19 protein-coding genes are annotated in these 20,066 nt (G+C 73.3%); 4 read left to right on the top strand and 15 right to left on the bottom strand.

The features are described 5' to 3' along the window. Positions 1-97: 97 nt before the first annotated feature. Positions 98-595, bottom strand: coding sequence for an FBP domain-containing protein (locus tag CG740_RS05235; protein WP_100573765.1), 498 nt, complete (start codon positions 593-595; stop codon positions 98-100). A gap of 111 nt (positions 596-706) precedes the next feature. On the opposite strand from CG740_RS05235, the gene CG740_RS05230 reads away from it, so the two are divergent. Together CG740_RS05230 and CG740_RS05225 are read left to right on the top strand one after the other, a co-directional pair. Further along, on the top strand, positions 707-1,276 hold the full coding sequence (locus tag CG740_RS05230; RefSeq protein ID WP_100573764.1) for a TetR/AcrR family transcriptional regulator: 570 nt from the start codon (positions 707-709) through the stop codon (positions 1,274-1,276). A 65-nt stretch (positions 1,277-1,341) separates the two neighbouring features. Continuing rightward, the gene (locus CG740_RS05225; protein ID WP_100573763.1) at positions 1,342-2,514 is read left to right on the top strand and encodes an SGNH/GDSL hydrolase family protein; all 1,173 of its coding nucleotides are present in this window, start codon (positions 1,342-1,344) and stop codon (positions 2,512-2,514) included. Here CG740_RS05225 and CG740_RS05220 read toward each other — a convergent pair. The 14 genes from CG740_RS05220 to CG740_RS05155 all read right to left on the bottom strand — a co-directional run bounded on the left by CG740_RS05220 (position 2,511) and on the right by CG740_RS05155 (position 17,436). Continuing rightward, entirely contained in the window at positions 2,511-3,401 is an 891-nt protein-coding gene (locus tag CG740_RS05220; protein ID WP_100573762.1) for an alpha/beta hydrolase, read from the bottom strand. The two genes, CG740_RS05225 and CG740_RS05220, sit on opposite strands and share 4 nt — an antisense overlap. Before the next feature lie 181 nt (positions 3,402-3,582). Next, on the bottom strand, positions 3,583-4,773 hold the full coding sequence (gene kynU / locus CG740_RS05215; RefSeq protein WP_100573761.1) for a kynureninase: 1,191 nt from the start codon (positions 4,771-4,773) through the stop codon (positions 3,583-3,585). Beyond that, on the bottom strand, positions 4,766-5,626 hold the full coding sequence (locus CG740_RS05210) for a tryptophan 2,3-dioxygenase family protein (protein WP_376213795.1): 861 nt from the start codon (positions 5,624-5,626) through the stop codon (positions 4,766-4,768). The genes kynU and CG740_RS05210 overlap by 8 nt, the downstream gene beginning before the upstream one ends. Positions 5,627-5,792: 166 nt before the next feature. Next, entirely contained in the window at positions 5,793-6,695 is a 903-nt protein-coding gene (locus CG740_RS05205) for a DUF3152 domain-containing protein (protein WP_234376081.1), read from the bottom strand. Positions 6,696-6,960: 265 nt separating this feature from the next. Next, positions 6,961-7,374: a DUF3151 domain-containing protein gene (locus CG740_RS05200; protein WP_100573759.1), complete on the bottom strand. Its 414-nt coding sequence runs from the start codon at positions 7,372-7,374 to the stop codon at positions 6,961-6,963. Between the two features lie 430 nt (positions 7,375-7,804). Then, on the bottom strand, positions 7,805-9,256 hold the full coding sequence (locus tag CG740_RS05195; RefSeq protein WP_100573758.1) for an MFS transporter: 1,452 nt from the start codon (positions 9,254-9,256) through the stop codon (positions 7,805-7,807). 176 nt (positions 9,257-9,432) lie between these two features. Continuing rightward, positions 9,433-10,581 (bottom strand): MalY/PatB family protein, encoded by a 1,149-nt coding sequence (locus CG740_RS05190; RefSeq protein WP_100573757.1) that lies wholly within the window; start codon positions 10,579-10,581, stop codon positions 9,433-9,435. Between the two features lie 85 nt (positions 10,582-10,666). Continuing rightward, entirely contained in the window at positions 10,667-11,689 is a 1,023-nt protein-coding gene (fbaA, locus tag CG740_RS05185; RefSeq protein ID WP_100573756.1) for a class II fructose-bisphosphate aldolase, read from the bottom strand. A gap of 236 nt (positions 11,690-11,925) precedes the next feature. After that, positions 11,926-12,474: an orotate phosphoribosyltransferase gene (pyrE, locus tag CG740_RS05180; protein WP_100573755.1), complete on the bottom strand. Its 549-nt coding sequence runs from the start codon at positions 12,472-12,474 to the stop codon at positions 11,926-11,928. Positions 12,475-12,498: 24 nt separating this feature from the next. After that, a complete protein-coding gene (locus CG740_RS05175; protein ID WP_100573754.1) occupies positions 12,499-13,287 on the bottom strand; it encodes an aldose epimerase family protein in 789 nt (262 codons plus the stop codon). 142 nt (positions 13,288-13,429) lie between these two features. Next, a complete protein-coding gene (locus CG740_RS05170) occupies positions 13,430-14,323 on the bottom strand; it encodes a carbon monoxide dehydrogenase (protein ID WP_107488356.1) in 894 nt (297 codons plus the stop codon). Positions 14,324-14,531: 208 nt separating this feature from the next. Continuing rightward, positions 14,532-16,115, bottom strand: a complete 1,584-nt coding sequence (locus CG740_RS05165; protein ID WP_199846345.1) for a polyamine aminopropyltransferase — start codon at positions 16,113-16,115, stop codon at positions 14,532-14,534. An 84-nt stretch (positions 16,116-16,199) separates the two neighbouring features. After that, the gene (locus CG740_RS05160; RefSeq protein WP_100573752.1) at positions 16,200-16,724 is read right to left on the bottom strand and encodes a DUF2617 family protein; all 525 of its coding nucleotides are present in this window, start codon (positions 16,722-16,724) and stop codon (positions 16,200-16,202) included. A gap of 391 nt (positions 16,725-17,115) precedes the next feature. Continuing rightward, the gene (locus CG740_RS05155) at positions 17,116-17,436 is read right to left on the bottom strand and encodes a hypothetical protein (RefSeq protein WP_100574241.1); all 321 of its coding nucleotides are present in this window, start codon (positions 17,434-17,436) and stop codon (positions 17,116-17,118) included. Positions 17,437-17,548: 112 nt separating this feature from the next. Here CG740_RS05155 and CG740_RS05150 point away from each other — a divergent pair, with 112 nt between their 5' ends. Both CG740_RS05150 and CG740_RS05145 read left to right on the top strand, forming a co-directional pair. Continuing rightward, positions 17,549-18,739 (top strand): pyridoxal phosphate-dependent aminotransferase, encoded by a 1,191-nt coding sequence (locus CG740_RS05150; RefSeq protein ID WP_100573751.1) that lies wholly within the window; start codon positions 17,549-17,551, stop codon positions 18,737-18,739. A gap of 206 nt (positions 18,740-18,945) precedes the next feature. Continuing rightward, on the top strand, positions 18,946-20,061 hold the full coding sequence (locus CG740_RS05145; RefSeq protein WP_100574240.1) for a glycosyltransferase family 39 protein: 1,116 nt from the start codon (positions 18,946-18,948) through the stop codon (positions 20,059-20,061). The last annotated feature ends 5 nt before the right edge of the window (positions 20,062-20,066 follow it).

The raw sequence follows: 20,066 nt of genomic DNA, 5'->3' as shown, positions 1-20,066 counted from the left end.
ACTACGCGGGGACCCGACCGCCTGGGCCCGGCGGACCGGGACGGGCGGTCACGCCGCCGCGCCCGCCTCGGCGACGACGGCGGTCACGCCGCCGCGGTCACGCCGCCGCGGTCACCTTGGCGACGAACGCCGCCACGTTCGCCACCGTCCGCCCGATCTTCTCCTCCACCGTGAGCGTCTCGTGCAGCCGCGCCCCCATGCCCGCGTCCTTCTTGCCGCGTACGTAGAGCGAGCAGTCGAGGTCGGCACAGATGTAGGCACCCACCGAGTTGCCCTCCTTGCCGGGCTTGCCCGCCTTCGGCGCGACCATCAGCGCGACGCCGCCGGAGTGGGTGGTCAGGCACATCGAGCACATACTGCGCCGCTGCTGGCCCGGGACCGCGGTGGAGCAGCGCAACGCCAGCCCGTGCGCGCGGCCGTCGAGCTCGACGACGAGGTAGCCGCGGTCGGGGGCCTGCGGGTCGCGCCAGCCGAGGTAGTCCAGGTCGTCCCAGGGCCGGTCGGCCAGATCGCGCGGCACGGACAGGCGCTTGGCCTCGCCCTTGGTGCAGTTCACGAAGGCGGCACGGATGTCTTGTTCGGTCAGCGGCTTCATGAACCTCACGGTAATTTGCCTAAAGCTTGTAGGCAAATGAATAATGACTTCAGGCAAGAGGGCACACGAGAGCACGGCACCCAGCGACAACCAGGAAGAGTGGGGCAGGGCATGGCACGCGTAGGGCTGACCACCGACCGCCTGGTCCGGGCGGGCGCCGAGCTCGCCGACGAGGTCGGCTTCGAGCAGGTGACCGTCTCGGCGCTGGCCCGCCGGTTCGACGTCAAGGTCGCGAGCCTGTACTCGCACGTCAAGAACTCCCAGGACCTCAAGACCAGGCTCGCCCTGCTCGCCCTGGAGGAACTCGCGGTCCAGGCCGCCGACGCCGTGGCCGGCCGCTCCGGCAAGGACGCCCTGGCCGCGCTCGGCAACGTCTACCGCGACTACGCCCATGAGCACCCCGGCCGCTACGCCGCGGCTCAGCTGCGGCTCGACCCCGAAGCGGCGGCCGCGAGCGCCGGGCGCAGGCACTCGGGCATGACACGCGCGATCCTGCGCGGCTACGACCTGCCGGAGCCGGACCAGACGCACGCGGTGCGGCTGCTCGGCAGCGTCTTCCACGGCTACATCAGCCTGGAGATGGGCGGCGGGTTCAGCCACAGCGCGCCCGACACCCAGGAGACCTGGGACCGCACCCTGGACGCGCTCGACGCCCTCCTGCGCAACTGGCCGACGCCGTGAACACGCCCGCCGAACGGAGCGACCCGTCCGGCCCGTCCCGTCACACGACCCCGAACGGTGACCCAGTGAACGCCACCACGACCACCCCCATCACCGCCGAACTCCTGCGCGGGGCCATCGAGTTGGAGCACACCGCGCACGGCGTGCTGCCGCACCGGCTGCCCGCCGCAGCCCTCGCCCGCGGCGCCGACGCCCAGCTCGCCATGGCCGAGTCCCAGCCCTCCGGCGTACGCCTCGCCTTCCGCACCCGGGCCACCGCCATCGAGCTGGACGCGCTGCCCACCAAGCGCGCCTACGCCGGCGCCCCGGCCCAGCCGGACGGCGTGTACGACCTGCTCGTCGACGGGCACCTCGCCGACCGGGGCAGTGTCCGCGGCGGTCACACCCTGACCATCGACATGGCCGCCGGCACCGCCGAACACCGGCCCGGCGAGCCCGGCACCCTGCGCTTCGCGGGTCTGTCCGGCGAGGACAAGGACATCGAGATCTGGCTCCCCCACAACGAGACCACCGAACTCGTCGCGCTGCGCACCGACGCGCCCGTCGAGCCGATGCCCGACCGGGGCCGCAAGGTGTGGCTGCACCACGGCAGCTCCATCAGCCACGGCTCGAACGCCGCGAGCCCCAGCACCATCTGGCCCGCCGTCGCCGCGCGCCTCGGCGGGGCCGAGCTGGTCAACCTCGGCTTCGGCGGCAGCGCCCTGCTCGACCCGTTCACCGCGCGGACGATGCGGGACACCCCGGCGGACCTGATCAGCGTCAAGACCGGCATCAATCTCGTCAACCTGGACGGGATGCGGCTGCGGGTGTTCACCCCGGCGGTGCACGGCTTCCTCGACACGATCCGCGAGGGCCATCCGACCACCCCGCTCCTGGTGGTCTCGCCCATTCTGGCCCCCATCCACGAGGACACCCCGGGGCCCTGCGCCATGGACCTCACGGAGTTCGCGGCCGGCAAGCTGACGTTCCGGGCGGAGGGCGACCCGGCGGAGCGGGCGGCCGGGAAGCTCACCCTGAACATCATCCGGGACGAGCTGTCCGCGATCGTCGCGGCCCGGGCCACGGGGGACCCCAACCTCCATTATCTGGACGGCCGTTCCCTGTACGGCGAGCCGGACTCGGCCGCACTCCCGCTGCCCGACGCCCTGCACCCGGACGCCGCGACCCACCGCCTGATGGGCGAGCGCTTCGCCGAACTGGCCTTCCGTCAGGGTCCGTTCCGGTCGCGGGAAGGCTAGTAGGCCAACTGCGCGATCTCCTCGGCCACGACCGCGCACGCGTCGGCCGCCGGGTCGATGAGCGGGAAGTGGCCGACGCCCTCAAGGAGGGTGAGGCCCACCATCTCGCCCGCCTTCGCCGCCGCGTCCACGTACGCCTCCGCCACGGCCTGGGGCACGACGATGTCCTCGCGACCCTGCACGACGGCCGTGGCGATCCCCGTCGGCAACAGGGCGGCGGTGTCGACCTGCTCGGCACGCTCCCCCAACTCGCCTCCCTCACCCAGGAGTTGGAGTACGGCTCCGGAGCACACCGCCAGCTCGACGGCGGTCGCGAAGTGGGCGATGGGGGCGAGCGCCACGACGCCGCGCAGAGCGGCGGGATAGGGGCTGTGCCACGGGGAGTCGGGCGGCAGTACGTGCCGGGCCGCGGCCCACAGGGCGAGATGGCCGCCGGCCGAGTGCCCGGTCAGTACCGTGCGGCGCGGGTCGGCCTGCGGGACGGCCTCGCGCGCCAGGGCGGGCAGCGCGTCCAGGGCGGCCGCCACGTCGTCGAAGGTGTCCGGCCAGCGCCCGGCGACCGGGCCTTCCCCGCCCTGCTGCGGCAGCAGACTCCCGCGCCGGTACTCGACGTTGGCGACGGCGAACCCGCGCCGGGCCAGGAAGTCGGCGAACGGAGTGGCGTGCGCACGGTCGTAGGGGGCCCGCCAGGCGCCGCCGTGCAGCAGCACCACCAGAGGGGCGCCGGTGCCGGGGCCGCGCGGAGCGTAGAAGTCGATCACCTGGTCGGGGTGGTCGCCATAGGCGGCGGTGGCGTCGGGGGCGACGGCGGGATGCGAGAACGCGGACGCCTCTTCGGCCGCGTCACGCTCCGCGGGATCCGTGTCACGCTCTGCGGGATCCGTCATTCCCCAACCTTTCGCCAGGCCAAGCCGGTTGATCACCCGGGTGGCACGGACGCTACCAGGGCGTCCGTGCCACACCCGACGGGCCGCCTCGGCTCAGCTCCGCTCGGCCCGCCCGGCTCGGCCCGCTCAGCTCCGCTCCACTCGGTTCGGCCGCGCTCAGCTCAGCCCAGCTCAGCTCAGCTCAGCTCAGCAGCGTCGCGAGTTCCGCCGCCGCCCGCTCCGCGTCCGCGAAGCCCACGTACAGCGGGGTGAAGCCGAAACGCAGCACGTCGGGGCGGCGGAAGTCGCCGACCACGCCCCGCTCGATGAGCGCGCGCATCACGTCGCCCGCCCCCTCGCAGCTCAGCGACACCTGGCTGCCGCGCTCCGCATGGGCGGCGGGGGTCACCGACGACACCTTGCCGGCCGGGACGTAGGCCTCGACGCACTCCAGGAAGAAGTCCGTCAGGGCCAGGGACTTCGCGCGGACCGCTTCGACCGGGACGCCGTCCCACACATCGAGCGCGGACTCCAGGGCCAGCATCGACAGGATGTCCGGGGTGCCGACCCGGCCCCGCGTCGCGCCTTCGCCCGGCACGTACGCCGGCCGCATGCCGAAGGGATCCTCGTGCGAGTTCCAGCCGGGCAGCGGGGTGTCGAAGCGCGCCTGGTGGTCGCCGCGCACATAGAGGTAGGCCGGTGAACCCGGGCCGCCGTTCAGGTACTTGTAGGTGCAGCCCACCGCGAAGTCGACGCCGTGCGCGGCGAGACCGACGGGCAGCGCGCCCGCGCTGTGGCACAGGTCCCAGACCGCGAGGGCCCCGGCCGCGTGGATCGCCGCCGTCATGCCGGGCAGGTCGTTGAGGCGGCCCGAGCGGTAGTCCACGTGGTTGACGAGCACCGCGGCCGTACGCCGGCCGAGGGCGCCGACGATCGCCGCCGGAGCCAGCGCCCGGATCTGACATCCCGTCATGCGTGCGGCGGATTGGGCCACATACCCGTCCGTGGGGAACGTCGAGGCGTCCACCAGGATCTCGTCCCGGCCCTCGCCGGCCATGCGTACCGCCGCCACCAGCGCCTTGAAGACATTGACGCTCGTCGAGTCACCGACCACCACCGTGCCGGGACCGGCGCCGACGAGCGGGGCGATCCGGTCGCCGATGCGCTCCGGCGCGGTCCACCAGCCGCTCTCCTCCCAGGATCGGATGCGCAGTTGGCCCCACTCGCGCGCGATGACGTCCTGCATACGCGCCGGGACGTGCCGGGGCAGCGCCCCCAGGGAGTTCCCGTCGAGGTAGACCACGCCCTCGTCGAGCGTGAACAGGTCGCGGTGCGGGGCGAGTTCGTCTGCGGCGTCGAGCGCCGCGGCCTTCTTGGCCAGCACCTCAGACATGGCTGCGCGCCGTCCACAGCTCGGGGAAGACGCTCTTGGTGGCCCGCTTCTCCAGCCAGGCCACCCCGGCCGAGCCGCCGGTGCCGGTCTTGGCGCCCATCGCCCGCCGGGTCGCCACCAGATGGTCGTTGCGCCAGCGCCACACGAGTTCGCCGACATCGGTCAACGCCTCGCCCAGGCGCACCAGTTCACCGTTCTGGTCGCCCGTGTACAGCTCGGTCCAGACCGCTTCGACGCGGGCGTCCGGCTCGTACTTGAGGGTCAGGTCGCGCTGGAGGACCTCCGCCGGGATCGCGTACCCGCGGCGGGCGAGCAGCGCGAGCACCTCGTCGTACAGGCTCGGCTCGCCCAGCGCCTTCTCCAGTTCGGCGTGCACGCGGGGCGCGCCCCGGTGCGGCACCAGCATCGAGGCGGACTTGTCGCCGAGCAGGAACTCCATCCGCCGGTACATCGCCGACTGGAACCCGGAGCCCTCGCCGAGCGCGGACCGGTAGGAGTTGAACTGGGCCGGGGTCAGCTGCGCCAGCGGCGTCCAGGAGGCGTTCAGCGCCTCCAGCTCGCGCACCGACCGCTTCAGGGCGTCGACGGCGACCGGGATGCGGTCCGCGCGCAGGGCCCGCGACGCGGTCTCCCACTCGTGCACGATGACCGTGAACCACAGCTCCATGACCTGGGTGGTGACCAGGAAGACCATCTCGCCCGGGTCGTCGGAGCGCAGGTGCTGCAAATGGGTGAGGACGTCCGCCTGGACGTAGTCCTCGTACGGAGTCGTACCCTCGAAGTCCAGGTTCGGGGTCTCCGGCTCGTCACCCTCGTCGGGCGGCACGACCGGTTCGGACATCTTTGATGACATCGCTGTCTCCTCGATGTGTCCGGGTAGCGGTCCGCCCCTTCCTCGGTCGGCATCGGAGCCCCGGTCCCCACCCGCATCATAAACACGGTTCCGTCCGTGTCGTCAGGGCGCCGATGCCTCCGGGCCACCGCGTCAGGGTGCGGCCCGGCCCGGCCGCCCGGCCGCGTCAGGGCACCGACGGGCCCGTGACGAACGTCCCGTCCGAGGTGTAGGGCCAGGCATTGGACTTGCAGCCGTTCAGGCCCTTGATCTGCTGCATCATCACCGGGGCGAGCTTCCCGGCGCCCGGGCAGGCCATGTGCTGGTGGTAGCCGATCATGTGGCCTATCTCGTGGTTGATGATCAGGTGGCGGTACTCGGCGGGCGGCCCGTCGTACTGCGGCGAGCCGGTCACCCAGCGCTTGAGATTCACGATGACACCGCCCGTGACCTCGCAGTTCAGTTCGCCGCCGGTGTCGCCGTTGACCGCGCACAGCCGGTCCGTGGTCTTGGGCGTGGCGATCTTGATCACGACATCGGCGCCGCTGGACACCAGCTGGAAGCGGCCCTTGCCGTGCGCGGCCCAGCTGCGCGGGTCGGACAGGATCGTCTGGATGTCGAGCGCGGCCTGCTTGGCGGAGAGGTCCACCCCGTCCTCGACCTGCACCTGGTAGCGGCGCAGCGGCCCGCCGGTGCCGACGGCCTTCCCGGACGCGAGGGCGCTGGTGAAGGTGCCGGGCCCCGACTGCGGCACGGCGTCGGCCTTCGGACTGCCGGAGGCACCCGGGGGCTGCGAGGGCTTGAGGGGCGACGCGTCGAGGGGCTGCGGGGGCCGCTCTTCCATGGGGCTCGCGCCGATGTTGCCCGGCTCCGTGGCGGGCGCGTGCCCTCCACCGCCGGGCCACCGGGCGAGCGCGACCCCGCCGATCAGGGTGGCGCCGAGCAGCGCGCCCACGACGAGCAGGACGCGCGAGCGCCCCGGCCCGCGTGCGTTCCGCCGTCCCTGTGGATGCTGCCGCTCACGCGCTTCCGTACGGCTGCCGACCGCGCCGGTACCGCTGGTGTTGCTGCGGGCGCCTCGCTTGCCCAAGACGGAGTTCTCCCCTTGTCCCCGGCTGGAGTTGGGGGGAGAGGAGTGGGGCCTCTGCGCCAGCCTGTCGATGCGGCCGGGCGCGCGTGATCGTGCCGTACGCGGCTGCCCGGGCCGTCCGTGTCAGACATACAGATGCCGCGGACGGCCCGGACGTTCCCTTTCGGCCAGGGTTCGGCCAGGCCCGGCCGGCGCTCGGCCGCGCTCGGTTCGGGCTCGGCTCGGGCTCGGCTCGGGCTCGGCTCGGGCTCCGGCCGGGAGTGGATCAGCCCAGGGTGTCGGCGGCGAGCGTCGAGGAGTCCCGCAGGAAGGTCGTGCAGCGCTCGTACTCGGCGTCCTCACCGATCGCCTGCGCGGCGCGGGCGAGGGCGTGCAGGGCGCGCAGGAAGCCGCGGTTGGGCTCGTGCTCCCACGGCACCGGGCCGTGGCCCTTCCACCCGGCGCGGCGCAGCGAGTCCAGGCCGCGGTGGTATCCGGTACGGGCGTAGGCGTACGACTCGACGGTGCGGCCGCCGTCGAACGCGTCGTCGGCGAGCTGCGCCCAGGCGAGCGAGGAGGTGGGGTACTTCGCGGCGACGTCGGCCGGGGCGGTGCCGGTGGCGAGCAGTTCGCGGGGCTCCGGGTCGTCGGGCAGCAGGGTGGGGGCGGGGCCCCCGAGGAGGTTCTCGTGAATGGACATGCGGCCCAGTCTGCCACCGCGAAACCGTGCGGGGCCTGGAGGCGCTGGGGCTCCGCCCCAGGCCCCGGGGGTCCGCCCCGGGCCCCCTGATCGACCACGGACCGCGCGCGGCTGGGTGCGCAGTTCCCCGCGCCCCCAACCCCCTTTCGGCCTCACACCGTGCGTGGTTGCCGCCCCCAACCCCGTTCCCGTCCGCGGACCGTGCCCGCTTCTCGCGCAGTTCCCCGCGCCCCCAACCCGTCTTCACCTGCGGACCGCGGTCGCTTCTCGCGCAGTTCCCCGCGCCCCTGAAAGCCTCGGTGCTGGCCCGCGCCGAGCATCCTCAGCCTGTCATGGGGGTCCCCCTGGCCCTTGAGGCCTTGGGGGAGATTGAGGACGAGCGCCCTTAAGGCGCGACCGGGGTCTGGGGCGGAGCCCCGGGGCCGTGGGGTCAGGGCGTGTCGCCCCGGCCGGGCTCAAGCGCGGGCCCGGAGACCCCGGCCTGCATCCGGCACTCCGGCACAACCCCCGCCCCCACCCTCCGCACGGTGGAGAACGCCACCAACGAGGCCAGCACCAACACCCCCGCACACATCGGCATCGCCCGCCGGAACGTGGACCCGAACTCCGCCGCCGAGCGGTACGCCTCCGGCCCCATCCCCGCGGCCAGCGGCAACGCGGCGACCGCGAGAAGACCCGCCGCGCGCGCGGCCGCGTTGTTGATGCCGCTGGCGAGCCCGGCCCGGCCCTCGTCGACCGAGGCGAGCACCGTCGCGGTGAGCGGCGCCACCAGCGTGACCATGCCGAGGCCGAGCACCAGGAGCGCGGGCAGCACGTCCCGTACGTACGAGGCGTGCTCGCCCACGCGCAGCATCAGCAGCATCCCCGTCGCGCAGAGCAGCGGGCCGACGGTGAGCGGGATGCGCGGCCCGATCCGCTGGCCGAGCTCCCCGGAGCGGGCCGAGAGCAACAGCATGAGGACGGTCGTCGGCAGCAGGGCCGCGCCCGCCCCGAGCGCGGAGTACCCGGCGACGACCTGGAGCTGGAGGGCGGCCAGGAAGAAGAACCCGCCGAAGGCGGCGTACACGCACACCGTGACCACGTTGACCGAGGTGAAGGTGCGGGAGCGGAAGATGTCCGGCGGCAGCATGGGGTCGGCCAGATGCCGCTCGCGGTGTACGAACGCGCCGCCGAGCCCGAGGCCGGCCACCGCCGCCCCGACGACCAGCCGCGACGCGCCCTGCCCCGGGGCCTCGATCAGCGCGTAGGTGACCAGGGCGAGGGTCAGCGCGCCGAGGGCCGCGCCGGTCACGTCGAAGCGTCCGGTGTGGACGCGCGGGTCGCGCGACTCCGGTACGTGGCGCAGGGCGACGGCGACGCAGAGTACGGCCAGCGGCACGTTGATCAGGAACACCCAGCGCCAGCCGGGGCCGTCCACCAGCCAGCCGCCGAGGAACGGGCCGACGGCCGCCCCCACCCCGCCGAGCCCGGACCACACGCCGACCGCGCGGGCCCGGTCGTCCGGGTGGAAGCCCGACTGGATGATGGCGAGGGAGCCGGGGGTGAGCAGGGCGCCGCCGATGCCCTGGAGGGCGCGGGCGGCGATGAGGACGCCGGCGTTCGGGGCGAGGCCGCACAGCAGCGAACCGGCGGCGAACCACACCACCCCGATCACGAACACCTTCCGCCGTCCGTACCGGTCGCCCAGGGCACCGCCGAGCAGGATGAGGCCGGCCAGCGTCAGCATGTAGGCGTTGACGGTCCACTGGAGTACGGCCATGTCGGTGTCGAGATCGGCGCCGATGTGGGGCAGCGCGACATTGACGACGGTCGAGTCCAGGAGGGCCATGCCCGAGCCGAGGACGGTGGTGAGCAGCACCCAGCGGCCGGGGCTGGTGCCCATGCGTACGTTGTCCGCCACAGCACGACTGTCCCCCGTCCCGCCCCTCCCCCAAACCCGGGGCGCGAGCAGCCACTCACGGTCCGCAGCCGATGAACGCTTCCCCGGAGGGTCCGGAGGGTCCGGAGGGTCCGGAGGGTCCGGGGGATCCGGGGGAAGGGGCGGGGTGGAGGAAGACCTCAGCTCAGACGGGTCAGGGCGCGGCGCAGGGCCGAGACGCCCGCCTCCGCCTTCGCCCGCCCGCACCCCACGTTCAGCCGGACGAACCCCGGCGCCCCGTAGACCCCGCCCGGCATGATCGCCACCTTCTCCCCCTCCACCAGCTCCCGCTGTAGCGCGTCCTCGTCCACCCCGAGCCCCCGCAGATCGATCCAGGCCAGATAGCCGGCCTGCGGCGGGGTCCAACCCAGGCTCGGAAAGGCCGAGTTGAGGCGCTCCGCCACCAGCTCCAGGTTGCCCGCCACATACGCCCGTACCGCGTCCAGCCACTCCGCCCCGTGCCGGTACGCCGCGATGTGCGCCGTGAGGGAGAGGACGGCCGGCGAGGCGAGGCCCTCGCCCGTCTCCATCCGCCGGACGAACTCCGCGTGGTCCGCCGCATCCCCGACGATTCCGTACGACCCCGTCAGGGCGGGGAAGTTGAACGACTTCGTGCCGGAGGTGACCAGCGCCCAGCGGCCCTGTCCGAACCGGGTCCAGGGCAGATGCCGGTGGCCGTCGTGGACGAAGTCCGCGTGGATCTCGTCGCTGATCACCGCGACTCCGTAGCGCGCCGCGAGCGCGGCGAAGGACGTCAGCTCGGCCTCCGTCCACACCCGCCCGGTCGGATTGTGCGGCGAACAGAGCAGGAGCACCCGGGCACGCGGGCCGGCGAGCGCCGCCTCAAGGGCTTCCGGGTCGCCGATCGGGACCCCGCGCAGCTCGCGTCCGAGCCCGTCGACCGCCTTGCGGAAGCCGTCGTACACAGGGGTGTGGACGACGACCGCGTCACCCGGCTCGGTCCACATCCGCAGCAGCTGGGAGAGCTGGTTGAGGACGGACGGCGCGTACACGAGCCGCGCGGTGTCCACCTCCGTGTCGTGCCGGGTGCGGTACCAGTCGCGTATGGCCGAACGGAACTCCTCGTTCTGCCAGTCGGTGTAGCCGAAGACCCCGTGCGCGACCCGTTCCTGGAGCGCCGCGAGGACTTCCGGCGGGGAGGGGAAGTCCATGTCGGAAATCGTGAACGGGAGCAGCCCGTCCGTCCCGAACCGGGCGGCCACTCCGTCCCACTGGACGCTCCAGGTACCGCGCCGGTCAACGGGGACATCGAAGTCGTACGTGGTCATGGCGGCCTCCCTGTGCCTGGAAAACGTCCGGGCCCGGCGCCCCCGTGAGGGGACACCGGGCCCGGACGAACGTAGTACGGAACGCCTACTTCAGCTTCGTACCGGTCGAGCGCAGGTTCGCGCAGGCCTCGGTGACCCGCTTGGCCATGCCCGCCTCGGCCAGCTTGCCCCAGGTGCGCGGGTCGTACGTCGACTTCTTGCCGACCTCGCCGTCCACCTTCAGCACACCGTCGTAGTTGCGGAACATGTGGTCCGCGACCGGGCGGGTGAACGCGTACTGCGTGTCCGTGTCGAGGTTCATCTTGACGACGCCGTTCTCCAGCGCGGTCGCGATCTCCTCGGCCGTGGAGCCCGAGCCGCCGTGGAAGACGAAGTCGAACGGCGAGGCCTTGCCGTACTTCTCGCCCACGCCCGCCTGGAGGTCCTTGAGCAGCTCCGGGCGCAGCACGACGTTGCCGGGCTTGTAGACGCCGTGGACGTTGCCGAAGGACGCGGCCAGCAGGTAGCGGCCCTTCTCGCCCAGGCCGAGCGCCTCGGCGGTGCGCAGCGCGTCGTCGACGGTCGTGTACAGCTCGTCGTTGATCTCGTGGCTGACGCCGTCCTCCTCGCCACCGGTCGGGGTGATCTCGACCTCAAGGATGATCTTCGCGGCGGCGGCCTTCGCGAGCAGCTCCTGGCCGATGGCCAGGTTGTCCGCGAGGGTCTCGGCGGAGCCGTCCCACATGTGGGACTGGAACAGCGGGTTCAGACCCCGGGCCACGCGCTCGGCGGAGACCTCGATCAGCGGGCGGACGTAGGCGTCCAGCTTGTCCTTGGGGCAGTGGTCGGTGTGCAGCGCGACCGTGATGTCGTACTTGGCGGCGACGACGTGCGCGAACTCGGCCAGGGCCACAGCGCCGGTGACCATGTCCTTGTTGTACTGGCCACCCAGGAACTCCGCACCACCGGTGGAGATCTGGATGATGCCGTCGCTCTCGGCCTCCGCGAAGCCGCGCAGCGCAGCGTGCAGGGTCTGGGTCGAGGTCACGTTGATGGCCGGGTAGGCGAACTTGCCTGCCTTCGCCCGGTCGAGCATCTCGTTGTAGACCTCGGGGGTTGCGATGGGCATCTGTCCGCTCCTTGTGATGTGCGGGGTGTGCGATATGTGCTGGCCCTGACCTGGGGGCGACGTCATCGTCGCGGCCCATCTTTCCAGACTCTGGCCCCGGCTCCACCCGGCGGACGCGCCAAGGGCGGGCCGTTTCACGTGAAACGGCCCGCCCTTTCGAGAATCCGCAGGTCAGCGCATCGGCTTCGCGCAACCCGGGACCTAGGTCACGAGTTTCGCGCGACCTCGGGCGCTGTTTACGCCAGCCCCAGCTCCGTCGAGTCGAAGGCGAAGACGTACGGCACGCCCGCACCCTCGGTGATCTTCTCGGCGGCGCCCGTCGCCCGGTCCACGATCGTGGCGACGGCCACGACCTCGGCGCCGGCCGCGCGGACCGCCTCGACGGCGGTCAGCGGCGAGCCGCCGGTGGTCGAGGTGTCCTCGACGACCAGGACCCGGCGGCCCTTGATGTCCGGGCCCTCGACCTGGCGCTGCATCCCGTGCGCCTTGGCGGACTTGCGGACGACGAAGGCGTCCAGGGTGCGGCCGCGGGCGGCGGCGGCGTGCAGCATCGCGCCGGCCACCGGGTCGGCGCCCATGGTCAGGCCGCCGACCGCGTCGAAGTCGAACTCGGCCGTGACGTCAAGCATCACCTGGCCGACCAGCGGCGCGGCGACGCCGTCAAGGGTGACCCGGCGCAGGTCGACGTAGTAGTCGGCCTCGATCCCGGAGGAGAGGGTCACCTTGCCGTGCACCACGGCCTTGTCCTTGATCTGCTGGAGCAGGTCAGCTCGTGCGTCAGTCATGGCAGCCAGCTTAAAGGGGGCACCTCACAGGCTGCGCCAGCTCCACGTCGTCGCCAGCTCCAGCGGCTCGATGGGGGTGACCAGGCGAGGCAGCGTGTTGAGCCCGTTGGGCGGCCCCGACTGCGGCTCCACGCACACGGCCTCGGCCTGCTCGTCGTAGACGACGACCCACTCGGTGGGGCTGGTCACCTTCAGTTCGAGGCGGCCGGGCCAGGTGAGGGTGACATCGACGCCGTCCGGCATCCCGAAGCAGTCGTCCCAGGGGCCGGGCAGTGGATCGATGCGCCGTCCGGTGGGCAGATGGTCCTCGCCGCGCTCCTCCTGCCACGCGGCGTCGAAGGCCAGCCCGACCCGGCTGCCGTCGATCTCGCGCACGAACCAGGGGTGCCAGCCGACCTGCGCCGGGAAGGAGTTGTCGTACGTCTCGACGCCCATCCGCACGGTCAGCGCGTCCGGCGTCAGCTCGAAGATCTGGGTCACCCTGCCGCTGAAGGGCCAGGGCTCGGCCAGTTCGTAGGTGAACACGGCCTCGGTGTCCGAGACCCGCGCGGTCGTCCACGCATGGTCGCGGGCGGTGCCGTGGATGGCGTGCGGCGGCGAGTTGAGGGGCAGCTGGTACTTCACTCCGCCGTCGCGGAACTGGCCGTTCTCGACGCGGCCGCACCACGGCACCATCGGGAAGCAGCCGTACTTGTCGCCCTGGCGCAGCACTTCGGTGCCGTCGATCCGCAGGCTGCTGATCCGGCAGCCGTTGCCCGCGTCGACGGTCAATTCAGCGGCGCCGACGCCCAATTTGATCTGGTCACTGCTCACGGCCCCGACCCTAGCCGCTGATCCCCGGCTGTGGGATCACCGCACGCGCCACGGATCGGGACGGGTGCGGCCCGGCCGTCCGGCGCGGTGTCGCGGCGGGCCGCCGGGCCGCTCGGCGGTGTCCGGCGGGCCACCCGGCCGCTCAGTGCCGGCGCCGCAGCACGCGGCCGACGACGACCGCGGAGGCGAGGGCGAGCGCGGCGGCCGGGGCGACCCAGCGCAGCGTGGCGCTCGCGGTGCTGCCCGAGGGCGCGGGCACCGGGGCGTACCGGCCGCGCGGCGGTGCGTGGTCGACCTCTTCGGCGCTGCGGCCGATCATGGTGCGGCGGGCGTGCGCGGCCTCGACGGGCACGGGCTCGCCGACCTCGATGGAGAACTCCTCGTCGGCGAGCGGGTCCAGGGACGGCGGCGGCACCTCGGCGTCGAAGACGGAGGCGAGGTCGTCGGCGTCCAGCTCGCCGTCCAGATCGGCGTCCAGGCCCGATACGCGGTCCGGGTCCCGGGCCGGCACATGGTCCGAGCCCTCCAGGTCCGTGTTGAGGTCGGTGTCGGCGGCCTGCGCCTTCGGGACGCGCGGATCGTCGGACGCCGCCGCCGGGTCCGGCTGTTCCGGGCGGGCGGGGCGGGCGAGCTGTGCGGCGAACCGGTCGAGCAGCCGCAGCGCCGACGCGACAGCCGCGTCGCGCGGCACGTCGTTGGCCCGGCCCTCGGCGAGGGCCGTGCCCGTGAAGGCGAGGGTGGTGCCGCCGGGGGCCTCCGCGATCCGTACGGTCAGGGTGAGCTTGGCGGCGCCCGCGCCGCGGACCTCGACGCCCTCGCCCTCGAAGGCGAACGTGTCCTCGTCCTGCTCGCTGATGCGCAGGGCGCCGCGGTAGGTGATGGTGCTCCCGCCGAGCCGGACCTTCAGCCGACCCGCGATGGGCGGCTCGCCCGCATCCTGCTGTAGCCCCGGCACACAGCGGGCGACCAGGCCGGGGTCGCGCAGCGTCTGCCGGAGTGACGGGGTCTCGACCGGAACGAACACCTCATGCTCCATAGCCATCGAGCCTACCCAGCACCGGCCACCGCGTCTGCGCAAACGCGGCGCCGATCCCGGACACCCCTCGGGCGCCACACGCCCCAGCCCCGCCGCGCACCCCTCCCGTCAGCCCCCCCCCCCCCCCCCCCCCCCCCCCCCCCCGCCGAGCACCACCGCCATCAGCCGTCCCGGCCTCGCGCCCCGCACCGGCACCGGGCCCGGCGCCTCAGTCGGCGTACCGGGGGTGCACCAGCGTCGAGGGTGGGACCGCGTCCGCGCCCCGGGGCGGGGCCAGCGGCTCGCTGCCGAGCGGCAGCCGCACACCCGAGCGGGCCCCGGCCGCGCCGGTGGTGAACGGGCGCGGGGCGGGCCGGGCGGCCAGGACGAAGCCCCAGTCGCGGGGCGACTTCGGCGAGGCGGAGGCGCGGTCGGGGCCCGCGGTGAACCCCGCGCCGCTGCCCGTCGCGCGGTATTCGACCGTGGTGAGGCCGGCCGCGCGGACCGTGGCGGCGACCGTCCAGAACGTACGGGGGCGGGCGGCCGCCGGCCCCGCGTGCACCACGAGCCGGCCGCCGGGCGCGAGCAGCCGGGCGGCGAGACCGTAGAACTCCTGCGAGTAGAGCTTGGTGCTCGCGGTGATGCCCGGGTCGGGCAGGTCGGACACGATGGCGTCGTACGAGCCCGCGGCATAGCCGTCGCCGCGCAGCCAGCCGAAGGCGTCCGCGATCACCGTACGCAGCCGCGGGTCGCGGTAGGCGTGTCCGTTCAGGGCCGCCAACTGCGGGTCCTCACGCGCCAGTTGGACCAGCCCCGGGTCGATCTCGACGAGGGTGACCGAGCGGACGCCGGGGTGGCTCAGCGCCTCGCGGGCGGCCAGGCCGTCGCCGCCGCCCAGGATCAGGACGCGGCCGTGCGGGCCCGCGTCGAGGGCGGGCGCCACCAGGGCCGCGCGGTAGCGGGCCGCGTCGCGGCCGTCGATCCGCAGCCTGCCGTCGAGGAACAGGTCGAGCGGGCTGCCGCCCTTGCCGGTCAGGACGACTTCCTGGACGCGGGTCTGCACGGCGACCCGCACCTGCCCGCCGTACACGGCGCGGCGCGCGGCCTGTTCGAAGTCGCCGACCAGGGCGGTGGTGAGCGCGAGCACCGCGAGCACGGCCGCGTTCGCGCCGATCAGGGTCCAGCGGGCGCGCGGGGACAGGTCGCGGCCGAAGAGCAGCAGCACCAGCGAGCCGCCCGCCACCGCGTTGACCGCGCCGGTGAGCAACGCGGCCGTCAGCTGGCCGAGTTGGGGCAGCAGCAGGAAGGGGAAGGCCAGTCCGCCGACGAGCGCGCCCACATAATCCGCGGCGAACAGATCGGCGACCGTGCCGATCACGTCGCCCGCGGCCCGGCGTGAGACGCGCTGGATGAGGGTCATCAGGAGCGGGATCTCGGCGCCGATGAGTATGCCGATCGCGAGGGAGAACGCGACGAGGGCGTAGCGCGAGCCGCCGAACCAGGCGAACGTGGCGTACAGGGCGATCGCCGAGCAGCCGCCCACCAGGGCCAGCGCGGCCTCGATGAGGCCGAAGCCGACGGCGGCACGGCAGCGCAGCCGCTTGGCGAGCAGCGAGCCGACGCCCATCGCGAAGACCATCACCGAGAGGACCACGGAGGCCTGGGTGACCGAGTCGCCGATCAAGTACGAGGCGAGGGCGACCAGTTCGAGCTCGTAGACGAGACCGCAGGCGGCGCAGATGAACACGACGGCCAGGACGAGGAACCGGCCCGACCGCGGACTACTCACGGGAGCGGGGAGCGGTTCGATCACCTGCCGAACGCTACGTGACGCTCCGTTCGCATCTTGTCACCCACACGGGTTCAACTGGAGCCAAACGCAGCGGAATCGAAGGGTTCAGAGCCCGGCGGGCGCGGCCACCCGCACGCCGACCCGGGTCCGCGTCACCACGAGCTGGCCCTCCTGCGGATAGGCGTGCCACGTGCGCCACCACACCTGCCCCTCGCCGCGCTGGGCGAGCATCGCGGTGAAGGCGTGCGGGGATCCGGGAAACGTTCCCGCCAGGCCGTTGGGGTGATCGGCGACGAGCGCGAGGAGCTCCTGCGCGCGCCCCGCGAACGAGCCCTGCGAGAGCGTCTCGACCCGCGCGGCGAACTCGTAGTCCCACTCACCGAGCCGTTTCGCCACGCCGAGCGGCAGCGGGGTGCTGCTGCCGGGCATGCAGGCGACGGTCTCCGAGCAGGTGCCGCGCTCCTCGTCGAGGAGCACCTGGTGGGAGGCGCCCAGAAGTCTCAACTGGAGTTTCGCACCGGACAGTTCGAGGTCGAGCACGGCAAGGGCGGGCAGCGGCTCGCGGCCCAGCGCCCAGGCGAGGTCGGCGGCACGCGTGTCGGTATAGGCGGTCTTGAGGGTCGTGAGCATGGAGGGGCTCCGCAAAACACACATGTGGCGGGTGGGTGGCCGAGGTCGCCTCGGACCGCAACGAAGGACGGGGACCGCTGTCTGATCGCCCGGAGTCCGAAGGCTGCGTCGTTTCTCATCTGCGAGGGAATCATGAAGTGCGCGGCGCTCACAGCTTTTTTACCCAACTTGATGGGGTTTCCATCCCCTCGGGGGCCACTCGGTTCAAACGTTCAACTACCGGCGCGAAAGAAGGCGCCCGGCCGGCCGTGACCGACCGGGCGCACAACGGGCGGAACCGGCGGCGGAATCGGCTGCCCCGTGTCAGCCGCGACCGCCCCGACCGGCCGCCCGTCACCCCTGCGGGCCGCCGGCGGGATGCACCCGCACGGCCGTCACCCGAACGGGCCGCTCAGCTCGAACCGCAGCCGCCGCCCCCGCAGGAGGAGCCGCCGCCGCACGAGGAGTGGCCGCCGCCTCCGCAAGAGTGACCGCCGCCGCACGAGTGGCCGCCGTGGTGCCCGCCCCCGTGGTGCCCGCCGCCGCCCCCGTCGGACGAGCCCCCGTCGGAGGCGTTCCCGCTGTCCGAGCCCCCACCGGCCCACCAGCTGCCGCCCGCGGCTGCGCCGGCGGCAGCCGAACGACGACGCGTGGTCCTGCGCGCCTGCCGTGCGACCCGGACCGCCACGACCAGCAGCGCCACCAGCACGAGCACCACCACCGCTATGCCCATGTCCCCCACCACCTTCTTCCTGGGCGGTCCCCGTCGTCCCGCGTGGAAGGGGGATGCCCTCCGGCGCCGAGCGCCAAAGCACACTTGAGCAACTCCAGAGGTTGCCCGCAGGATGGCCGTCATGACCTCCAGCGCGCGTCCCCTCCTCAACCGCCGCCTCGCCGAGTTCGGCACGACGATCTTCGCCGAGATGTCCGCACTCGCCCAGCAGACCGGGGCCATCAACCTCGGCCAGGGCTTCCCCGACACCGACGGCCCCGAGGCGGTCCGGGAGGCGGCGGTCCGCGCGCTGCGCGAGGGCCACGGCAACCAGTACCCGCCCGGTCCCGGCATCCCCGAGCTGCGCACCGCGATCGCCGGGCACCAGCAGCGCCGCTACGGCCTGGCGTACGACCCGGACCGCGAGGTGCTCGTCACCGTGGGCGCCACGGAGGCGATCGCCGCGTCCCTGCTGGCCCTCGTGGAGCCCGGCGACGAGGTCGTCGCCCTGGAGCCGTACTACGACTCGTACGCCGCCTGCATCGCGATGGCGGGCGGCACCCGCGTGCCCGTCACCCTGCGCCCGCACGCCGGCGGCTTCGCCCTCGACCTGGACGAGCTGCGCGCGGCCGTCACCCCGCGCACCCGCCTCCTGCTGCTCAACACCCCGCACAACCCGACCGGGACGGTCCTGAGCCGCGCGGAGCTGGCCGCGGTCGCCGAGCTGGCCTGCGAGCGCGATCTGCTGGTGATCACCGACGAGGTGTACGAGCACCTCGTCTTCGACGGCGCCGAGCACATCCCGCTCGCGTCGCTGCCGGGCATGCGCGAGCGCACGGTCACCATCGGCTCGGCGGGCAAGACGTTCTCGTTCACCGGCTGGAAGGTCGGCTGGATCACCGCGTCCCCCGAGCTGGTGACCGCCGTCCGCTCGGCCAAGCAGTTCCTGACGTACGTGGGCTCGGGGCCCTTCCAGTACGCGGTGGCCGAGGCGCTGCGGCTTCCGGAGTCCTACTTCGACGACTTCCGCGCCGACCACCAGGCCAAGCGGGACCTGCTGAGCGCCGGGCTCGCGGCGGCCGGGTTCGAGGTGTTCCGGCCGGCCGGCACCTATTTCGTGACCACCGACATCCGCCCGCTGGGCGAGAGCGACGGCTTCGCGTTCTGCCGCGCCCTGCCGAAACGTTGCGGCGTCGTGGCGATCCCGAACGCGGTCTTCTACGATCACCGCGAGGAAGGTGCACCATTTGTCCGGTTTGCCTTCTGCAAGCAGACGGCGGTACTCGAAGAGGCGGTCACCCGCCTCAAGGCACTGGCCGGCTAGGACGGGGCGCCCGCACGGCCCCCGTGACCGCGTACGCACCGCCGGGCGGGCGGAGTTCCAACCCGGTCGGGGGCGTTGCGGTCGCGGGACGCGGGATCCGCGCCGATGGTCGGTCTGAACCGATCACGCGCGCCCGGAGGTGCCCCCTGTCCGCCGAGATCACCGCTCACACCCGCTTCCGCGGGGCCGGCGGCATCACGAGCGCCTTGCGCGGGGCGGCCGCCCTGCGCCGGGCGGCCCCCGCGCTCGGCCTGTTCGCCGCGGCACGGCTGACCGGACTCCTGGTGTTCGCGGCCGCCGCCTGGCACCGGGACATGTCGCCCCGGGCCCGGCTCGCCACCGCCTGGGACGCCGACTGGTACACCCGGATCGCCGCCCACGGCTACGGTCGCACCCTGTTCTGGCCGGACGGCGCGGTCCAGAGCGACCTGGCGTTCTTCCCGTTCTACCCGGGCCTGATCCGCGCCGTGACCACCGTCCTGCCCGTCACCGGCGGCACCGCCGGGCTGCTCCTGTCGTGGACGGCGGCAGGGGCTGCGGCCTGTGCGATCTACCTGATCGGCGAGCGCCTGTACGGCCGGCCCGTCGGCACCCTCCTGGTGCTGCTCTGGGCGCTGCTCCCGCACGCCGTCGTCCTGACGATGGCGTACACCGAGCCGGTGATGACGGCGTTCGCGGCCTGGTCGCTGTGGGCGGTCCTGGAGCGCCGCTGGCTGTGGGCGGGCTCGCTCGCGCTGCTCGCCGGGCTTTCGCGGCCCAACGCGGTCGCGGTGGCCGCCGCCGTCCTGGTGGCCGCCGCCGTGGAGATCCGGCGCGGCGAGCGCTCCTGGCGGCCCTGGGCCGGGGCGCTGCTCGCGCCGCTCGGCTGGTGCGGCTACGTCCTGTGGGTGGGGCTGCGCGAGGGCGACCCGGTCGGCGGGTACTTCGCGGTGCAGTCCGGGTGGACGTCCCGGTTCGACTTCGGCGTGGGCACGCTGCGGTTCGCCAAACGGCTCGCGACCTTCCCGTTCGAGCTGGGCTTCCCGATGGCGGCGCTGCTCACCGCGGTGCTGGTGCTGCTCTTCGTGCTGTTCGCACTCGACCGGCCGTCGCTGCCGCTGCTCGTCTACACCGGCGTGCTCGTCCTGATCACGGTCGGCGGGGCCGGCTACTTCGAGTCGAAGCCGCGCTTCCTGCTGCCCGCCTTCCCGCTGCTGATCCCGCCGGCGCTCGCACTGACGAAAGCCCGGCCCCGGGCGGCGGTCGCGGTGACCGTCGCCCTGGCCGGGCTCTCGTTCTGCTACGGGGCCTATCTGCTGACGCGGGCCTCGATGGCGCTGTGAGGCGA

The sequence above is a fragment of the Streptomyces sp. CB01201 genome (assembly GCF_002803085.1).
Taxonomy (GTDB): domain Bacteria; phylum Actinomycetota; class Actinomycetes; order Streptomycetales; family Streptomycetaceae; genus Streptomyces; species Streptomyces hundungensis.
This window is presented reverse-complemented; position numbering and strand designations above follow the sequence as displayed.

Coding starts and splice junctions, on each gene's coding strand:
- CG740_RS05155 (WP_100574241.1), bottom strand. CDS start 17,436: ATGGGCATAGCGGTGGTGGTGCTCGTGCTGGTGGCGCTGCTGGTCGTG.
- fbaA (WP_100573756.1), bottom strand. CDS start 11,689: ATGCCCATCGCAACCCCCGAGGTCTACAACGAGATGCTCGACCGGGCG.
- CG740_RS05235 (WP_100573765.1), bottom strand. CDS start 595: ATGAAGCCGCTGACCGAACAAGACATCCGTGCCGCCTTCGTGAACTGC.
- kynU (WP_100573761.1), bottom strand. CDS start 4,773: ATGTCTGAGGTGCTGGCCAAGAAGGCCGCGGCGCTCGACGCCGCAGAC.
- pyrE (WP_100573755.1), bottom strand. CDS start 12,474: ATGACTGACGCACGAGCTGACCTGCTCCAGCAGATCAAGGACAAGGCC.
- CG740_RS05160 (WP_100573752.1), bottom strand. CDS start 16,724: ATGCTCACGACCCTCAAGACCGCCTATACCGACACGCGTGCCGCCGAC.
- CG740_RS05170 (WP_107488356.1), bottom strand. CDS start 14,323: ATGGAGCATGAGGTGTTCGTTCCGGTCGAGACCCCGTCACTCCGGCAG.
- CG740_RS05230 (WP_100573764.1), top strand. CDS start 707: ATGGCACGCGTAGGGCTGACCACCGACCGCCTGGTCCGGGCGGGCGCC.
- CG740_RS05210 (WP_376213795.1), bottom strand. CDS start 5,626: ATGTCATCAAAGATGTCCGAACCGGTCGTGCCGCCCGACGAGGGTGAC.
- CG740_RS05220 (WP_100573762.1), bottom strand. CDS start 3,401: ATGACGGATCCCGCAGAGCGTGACACGGATCCCGCGGAGCGTGACGCG.
- CG740_RS05195 (WP_100573758.1), bottom strand. CDS start 9,256: ATGGGCACCAGCCCCGGCCGCTGGGTGCTGCTCACCACCGTCCTCGGC.
- CG740_RS05150 (WP_100573751.1), top strand. CDS start 17,549: ATGGCCGTCATGACCTCCAGCGCGCGTCCCCTCCTCAACCGCCGCCTC.
- CG740_RS05200 (WP_100573759.1), bottom strand. CDS start 7,374: ATGTCCATTCACGAGAACCTCCTCGGGGGCCCCGCCCCCACCCTGCTG.
- CG740_RS05190 (WP_100573757.1), bottom strand. CDS start 10,581: ATGACCACGTACGACTTCGATGTCCCCGTTGACCGGCGCGGTACCTGG.